5 protein-coding genes are annotated in these 7314 nt (G+C 61.6%); 3 read left to right on the forward strand and 2 right to left on the reverse strand.

The window, feature by feature from the left end; translation table 11 throughout:
* Positions 1 to 2 precede the first annotated feature (2 nt).
* Entirely contained in the window at positions 3 to 1547 is a 1545-nt protein-coding gene (locus ACVWZG_RS08170; RefSeq protein ID WP_457405914.1) for a hypothetical protein, read from the reverse strand.
* Between the two features lie 225 nt (positions 1548 to 1772).
* Here ACVWZG_RS08170 and ACVWZG_RS08175 point away from each other — a divergent pair, with 225 nt between their 5' ends.
* The 3 genes from ACVWZG_RS08175 (at position 1773) to ACVWZG_RS08185 (ending at position 6149) form a co-directional block, all read left to right on the forward strand.
* On the forward strand, positions 1773 to 3881 hold the full coding sequence (locus ACVWZG_RS08175; RefSeq protein WP_457405916.1) for a tetratricopeptide repeat protein: 2109 nt from the start codon (positions 1773 to 1775) through the stop codon (positions 3879 to 3881).
* A 100-nt stretch (positions 3882 to 3981) separates the two neighbouring features.
* Positions 3982 to 5163, forward strand: coding sequence for a 3-dehydroquinate synthase (aroB, locus tag ACVWZG_RS08180; RefSeq protein ID WP_457405918.1), 1182 nt, complete (start codon positions 3982 to 3984; stop codon positions 5161 to 5163).
* On the forward strand, positions 5142 to 6149 hold the full coding sequence (locus tag ACVWZG_RS08185) for an aspartate-semialdehyde dehydrogenase (RefSeq protein ID WP_457395458.1): 1008 nt from the start codon (positions 5142 to 5144) through the stop codon (positions 6147 to 6149). Before aroB ends, ACVWZG_RS08185 begins: the two co-directional genes overlap by 22 nt.
* A 6-nt stretch (positions 6150 to 6155) precedes the next feature.
* Here ACVWZG_RS08185 and ACVWZG_RS08190 read toward each other — a convergent pair whose 3' ends face one another.
* On the reverse strand, positions 6156 to 7154 hold the full coding sequence (locus ACVWZG_RS08190) for a DUF7933 domain-containing protein (protein WP_457405921.1): 999 nt from the start codon (positions 7152 to 7154) through the stop codon (positions 6156 to 6158).
* Between the last annotated feature and the right edge of the window lie 160 nt (positions 7155 to 7314).

Raw genomic sequence — 7314 nt, forward strand, 5'->3', positions numbered from 1 at the left:
CGCTAACGCGAACAGCGGGCAGGGGCGCGCATTCTCCTGGATTGCCACAGGCTCCAGCCTTGCCAGAGCAGGAGAATCAACGCCAGGATCCCGACCACCCCGGCCAGCACCAGCGCCCGTTCCAGGCGGGTGGCATGGAAGCCGGTTACCGTCCAATCGCGGCTGAGGTTGGATCCCAGAATGGCAAGCACAGCCAGGCCCAAACCTCGGATCCCCAGAGATTCCGCCCCTCTTCCCTCCTGCTGCAGGAGGATGGGCTGCAGCGCCGCCAGGATCAAGGCGGTGGTCAAGGCTCCCAACAGGAAGGCCGCTTGCGGCTGAGCGTGAATGAAGTAGCCCACCCCCACCGGCAAAGCCAGGCTAGCCAGCGTCAGGGCGATCCCCGTCTGCAGGGGTTTGTCTGGCCCGTATAGCCAGTGAATGAGCGCCGCCAGCGCCATGGCCGCCATTCCCAGGTACAGCGCCGCCGACACATAGGGTTGGGTGAGGTCGATCCCGGCAACCTGCAGGTTGAACTGGTGCAACAGGTTTTGCAGCAGAGGGCGGGCCGACAAAAACAAAGCGGCCATGGCCCCCCAACGGCTGGGAAAAGCCAGACATCCCAGCCCCAAGAGGGCCGCCCCGTAGGATCCCCCCAATCGCAGCGCCAGCAGCGCTCCTCCGCCCACCAGCGTTAGGCCCACACAGGCCCGCCAGAGCAGCCGTCCTTGTTGCTCGGCAACGCTGACGCGACTGGCTGAAGCCTCCGGCCCGCTGACATGAGCAGGTTCCCCTGGCGCGGGGATCCCCTGTCCCGTCTGGTTTTCCAAGGCAAGCAAGGCCCACGAGAGCAGCACCCCCACCCCGTAGAGCAAGGCCCAGAAGGGATCCTGGTATAGGCCGTTGCGGGTCAAGGCCAAGGCCAGCGCCAACGCCACCAGCCACCCCACCCCATGCCCCACTGCCGACAGCAGCCCGGGGGAGTCTTCTGAGGCGGTCAAGAGGGGCACAGTGCCTGCCACCAAGCTGAGGGCGGCCAGCCCCACCGGCAACAGCACCTGCCAAGGGAGATCCGGCTGGGATCCCATCTCCAGCAGGCGAGATCCCCAGGTTATGGCGGCAATGCCGCTCCACCCCTGGCCCAGCGCCATCAGCAACGACAGGGCTTCCGCTGCGGCCAAGACCCCCAGCAAAGGGATCCCCACCAAGCCCATCCCCAGGCCGCAGCCCCACAGAAAGAGCATTCCATGCTGCTCCGCAATGCCGATGCGACTGGGGGAGCCGATAGCCAGACTTTGCCAGGCCGCCAAACTGAGCAACAGCACCACCAGCCCTTGCCCGGCCCGACCGCAGCCACTCAACCCCAGTAAACCCACCCCCACCAGGCCCCCCAACAACAAAGCCAGGGGGATCAGATCCGGCAACTGACCCAGCCAGCACCCCAGCGCCGCCAAGGCCACCAAGCCCAGCCCCACTGCCGGTTGCCAGCGGCGAACGGATCCCCAGCGGCGATATCGAATCGCTTCCAACAGCAAGACCACCAAGCCAATCGCGGCCGCAATCGCCAAAACTCCACCCAGCACGTGCTCCCTCCTTTCAAGCCCTGCACCAACTATCGCCTATCGCTGTCCGGTCATCATCGCCATTCAGAACCAATCGAGCGGAAGCGTTGCCTAGCATCAGGTTTGCTCCTTGCCCCAGACCCGATGGGGAGCAAATGCGTTTGCGTTTGTGAAAGCATCGCGCAGCGATAACGCAAAGATAAGCTGGAGAAGAGCAGCGAGCGGGCGTTCATGTCTTCAGAGCATTACAAGTTCGACCTTTTCTTGCGCTACCACCGAGAGCAAGCCCGGTGGGCGCGTCAACTGGCGGAGCGGCTGGATCGCGAGGGTTTCAAAGTCTGGTTTGACCGCTGGATGCTGCAGCCGGGGGATAACCGCAAGCTGGAGCTGCAACTGGCCATCGAACAATGCCGCTGGGTGGGAGTGGTGGCCTCTCCAGAGTTTGTTGCCGATCCCTGGCCAAGGGATGAGCTGTACAGCGGGTTTCCCCATGCCCCGGCACGACAAAACCAGCGCCTGCTGACGCTGCTGCACACCCCCACTGAGCTACCCCGCCCCCTGGAAGAGGCGCCCCTGCTGGATTTTACTGGCTCAGAAGAGGATCCGGTGCTGTTTGAGTACCGCGCCTTGGAGCTAATGCACTTTTTGGATCCCAGCTTCCCTGCCCCCGGGGATCTGCAGCGGTTCCGGCTGCAATACCGCCGCCGTGAGGGGAAAGAGTCCCTGGAAGATGAAGAGGTGCGGGGATTTCAGGCCTTTTTGCGGGCCATCCAGATGGCCATCCTGCGCATTGCCACAGGCGAAACCTCCTCCGCCACGCCAGAAGAAGGAGCGCGTCAGATCGCCATTTTGCAGTTCATTCAGCGGCTGTTTCAGTGGAACAGTGCCGACATCCAATTCGAGCGGGGGGAAGACTGGCGTCGCCGCGGCAACCTGGCAGAAGCCCTGGCCGCCTACGACCGGGCTCTGAACATGGATCCCAACTTCGCCCTGGCTTGGAGCCGCCGTGGGGATGTGCTGGTGCAGTTGGCCCGCTACCGCGAGGCGGTGGACAGCTACAATGGATCCCTGAGCATCAACCCCTACGACGAAGAAACCCGGCTGCGCCTGGCCCTGATTCTGGGGCGCCTGGGGCAGTACAAGTCGGCGGTGGTTAACTACGACAAGGTGCTGGAGAGCAACCCGGAAGATGCTCTGGCCTGGCATAACCGCGGCATCCGCCTGCTGCAACTGAAGCGGTCGAAGCTGGCCCTGAACAGCCTGAACAAAGCGCTGCGCCACAACCCCAAGCAGCCCCGCACCTGGCTGGCCCGTGGGATCGTGTTGCGACGGCTGCGGCGGCCCAGCTCGGCAGCGGCTAGTTTTGCGCGGGTTTTGAAGCTCAACCCCAGAAGTGCGCGGGTTTGGCGCTACCAAGGCAATGCCCTCTTCCACTGCCACCGGCTGCGCTCGGCTGTCGAGTGTTACAAGCGCTCGCTGCGGCTGCGTCGCCGGGATCCCATAACCCTGCACAACTTGGGGGTGGCCCTGCTGCGCTTGGGGCAGTATCGGCTGGCCAGCAAGGCTCTAGAACGCGCTCTGCGCTACGATGCCGACAACTACAAAAGCTGGTACGCCCGCGGTGTGGCCTTCCAGAAATTGGGCTACCTGAAAGAAGCCTGTATCCACTTCGAGGAAGCCCTCAAGATCAAGCCGGAGCACTTTCCGGCCCGCTATGCCCTGGCAATGGCCCAGCAGGAGTTGGGGCAATATGAGGCCAGCCTGCAGCATTTCCAGCGCTTGGTGCAGCAGCGTCCCGGCAGTTCTGCCTGCTGGTTTGGCCAGATCACCAGCCTGCGGCGTCTGGGCCGGCTGGAAGAAGCCCGTGCCGCCTGCCAGCAGATGATCCACCTCAACGAACGGGATCCCTGGGGCTGGTTTGCCCTGGGGTTGATCTACAGCGAGCTGAGCGATCCCGAACAAGCTGTGCAAGCCTACTCGCGGGTTTTGCAGCTCACCCCAGAAGATGCTGTGGCCCTCAACAACCGCGCCTGGGAAGCCTTGAAATTGGGGAAGCTGGAACCTGCCCTGGCAGACGCCCAACAGGCCACGCATCTGGATCCGCAGCGGCCCGCCTTTTGGCATACCCTGGGGCTGATTCAACTGCGGGCCGGCCAGCGAGCAGCCGCCCAAGCCAGCTTGCAGCGCTGTCTGGAGCTGGATCCGCAATTTCAGCCGGCCCAAGCTGCTTTGCAGGATTTGGCCCAGGAAGACTCGGCCTCCCCGGCGGGAACAGCTCTGCCGGATTTGGAAACCCTCACTCCCCAGTCGGAGCCGCAGCCAGTTGACCCCAACCCCTAGCAGGATCCCCTGGGCTTTCAGACCCCAAGGACAATGCCTGCAGCAGGCAGACGGGAGCAGAACATGCCACACTGGATCCCGCCCCCCAGGACCGACACGCATGGATCCCTATCTGATCCCTGTCAAGCTTCCCCACAGCTCCTACGATATTCTCCTCCAGTCTGCCGAAGGCCCCCCTGGCCACAGCCTCATCCAGTTGGGATCCCAAATGCGAGCTAGAGGGCTTTCCGGCAAGGCTCTGGTGGTGAGCCATCCCGGCATTGCCAAACACTTTGCCGAGAAGTTGCTGCAGGGGCTGCAACAAGCGGGGTTTGCCGCCCACCTCTGCCTATTGCCTGCCGGCGAACGCTACAAAACCCTGCGCTCGGTGGCCAAGATCTACGACGCCGCCCTAGCCTTTGGCCTGGAGCGCTCCTCCACCTTGGTGGCTCTAGGAGGGGGGGTCATTGGCGACATGGTGGGGTTTGCCGCCGCCACTTGGCTGCGCGGGATCCCTTTTGTGCAGGTGCCCACCTCACTTTTGGCCATGGTGGATGCGGCCATCGGCGGCAAGACCGGTGTCAACCATCCTGGCGGGAAAAACCTCATTGGGGCGTTTTATCAGCCGCGCCTGGTGTGGATTGATCCAACGCTATTGCAGACTCTGCCCCAGCGGGAGTTTACCTCAGCCCTAGCGGAGGTGATCAAATACGGCGTGATTCAGGCTGCCGACCTATTTGAGTTTTTGGAAGATCGACCCCAACTGAGCCGCTATACCGACTTTACTCCCGCAGACTTGCACTACCTGCTGCGCCGCTGTGCCGAGTGCAAAGCCTGGGTGGTGCAGCAGGACGAGAAAGAAGCGGGCCTGCGGGCCATCCTCAACTACGGCCACACCCTCGGCCATGCCCTAGAAGCTGCCACCGGCTACCGCCGCTATCTGCACGGAGAAGCTGTCGCCATCGGCATGGTGGCTGCCGGGGAGATCGCCCGCCGCCTGGGGTGGTGGAGCGCTGCTGAAGCCGAACGGCAACAACGCCTCATTAAAAAAGCAGGACTGCCCAGCCGGTGGCCGGCCGGGATCCCTTGGGAGGCAGTGCTGCAGGCAATGCAGGCCGACAAGAAAGTCAAACAGGGGCGGATTCGCTTCGTTCTGCCCCGCCGCATCGGCCAGGCCGAGCTGACCGATCAAGTCGAGCTGGCAGAGGTGCAGGCTGCTTTGGCCTCGATTACAGCAACCTCTGGAACCCTAGAATTAGGAAAACCTAAGGACAAGAAAGCATGGCACGGCAACAACGGGTAGCCATCTTGGGGGCCACAGGAGCAGTAGGGACGGAGCTGCTGACGCTATTGGAAGAGCGCCACTTTCCTGTAGCCGACCTCAAGCTTTTGGCCTCGCCCCGTTCAGCGGGCACTTATTTGACCTTCAAGGGGGAACGGATCCCGGTGGAACCAGTTTCAGAAGCGGCCTTCCGGGGCCTGGATCTGGTGCTGGCCTCTGCCGGAGCCGGTGTCTCCAAAACCTGGGCCAGAACCATCGTCGAGGCGGGGGCGGTGCTGATTGACAACTCCAGCGCCTTTCGCCTGGATCCCAATGTTCCGCTGGTGGTGCCGGAGGTCAACCCCCAGGAAGCCTTCCGTCACCAAGGGATCATTGCCAATCCCAACTGCACCACCATCCTAATGTGCGTGGCCATCTACCCCCTGCATCGCCACATCCCCCTGCGCCGCGTGGTGGCCGCCACCTATCAATCGGCCAGTGGGGCCGGGGCCCGCGCCATGGTGGAGCTGCAAGAGCAAACCCGCGCCTACCTCCAGGGGCAGCCGTTGCAGCCCCAGGTGTTCCCTTACCCCATTGCCTTCAACCTCTTCCTCCACAACAGCCCCCTGCAAGAGAACGGCTACTGCCAGGAAGAGATGAAAATGGTCAACGAATCCCGCAAGATTATGGGATCCCCCAACCTGCGGCTCACTGCCACCTGTGTGCGGGTGCCGGTGTTGCGCACCCATGCCGAAGCCTTGAACCTGGAGTTTGAACAGCCCTTCCCCGTGGAAAAAGCCCGGCAAATCTTGGCCCAAGCTCCAGGGGTGGTGCTCATCGAAGATTGGCAGCAGAACCGCTTTCCCATGCCCATCGACGTGGCCGGCAAGGACGCAGTGGCGGTGGGCCGCATCCGCCAGGACATCTCCGAGCCCAAGGCCCTGGAGCTGTGGCTGTGCGGGGATCAAATCCGCAAAGGTGCGGCCCTCAACGCCGTTCAAATTGCCGAGCTGCTTTTGAAGGACTAATTCACTTTAATTAACTGTCCAGGTTACTGGCCCCGCTGTAACAGGGTCAACCTCAGTGCTTTTCAACGTCACCGGGGAGTTGAGGTAATCATAGTCACCTTTTGGTGTCAAAGGTACCGCTGTTTTTACAGGGATGGTCACTATGCAAGTTTGTCCTGGGGCTACTTGTCCTCCGGTGAATTTAATGGTGTCCGTGCCCGCCAGAGCTGTGAGAGCGGCGGCGCCGCACGTAGCAGGTGTAGTAATACTACCCCCCCCACCGTCAATTTGCAAACCATTACTCGGCGCTTGCGGCAAGGTGTGGTCAAAGGCCAAGTTCGTCAATGGAATGGCTGCCTTGTTGGTGATGGTAAACGTCAATTTTGCGTTGCCGGTATTTCCGGCCGTTATGGTATGCGGGTTGGGAGCAAAGGCCATGGTAAAGGTGGGAGCTGGCACCGTTACCGTTAGGTTGATAGCCGCAGCGGTGGCATTGGGCGCTTGGTTGCTGCTCAGGGTTACCGCGGGGCTGGTCAGGGATCCCGCTGTCGTGGCTGTAACCTGAAGATCCAGGCTGATGGTGCAGCTAGCGTTGGCTGCCAATGAGCCGTTGACCAACGAGATGGAAGGGGTCGCTGGTATCACCGTCCCCCCACAGCCATTGTTCAGGTTGTTGGGATTGGCAACGATCAAGCCGGCAGGCAAGGTGTCGGAAAAAGATAGACCAGTCAGCGGCAGAGCGGCTGTGTTGGTGATCGTGTAGGTCAGAGTTGTTGTGGCATTAGGGCCGGCAGCTACCGAGGTGGGGCTAAATGTCTTTCTAAAAGTCGGGGCACCCGTTGTGGGCGTAGGTGTTGGGGTTGGGGTGGGTGTTGGAGTTGGGGTCGGTGTAGGTGTCGGAGTTGGAGTCGGTGTAGGTGTAGTCACTGTCGTCCCACCGCTTCCGCCGCCACCGCAGCCGGTCAGCCCCAGAGAGGCCGCCCCTAGACTCAAAGCCAAAAGGTTTGTAACTGCTTTTTTCTGCATCGCTCTCTCACTCCTCATCACCAGACTTGACTTTAGTTTTCTTTAGTTTTTGTCGACCCGCCTTACTAGGTTGTGTTGATCTTTCATTTGAGCCAAAAGAGAGCACTGACGAGATAGAGAAAACTCAAGAAGTTCCTGGCCAATTTGTCAAAACGAGAAA

It is taken from the genome of Thermostichus sp. OS-CIW-33 (genome assembly GCF_054059615.1).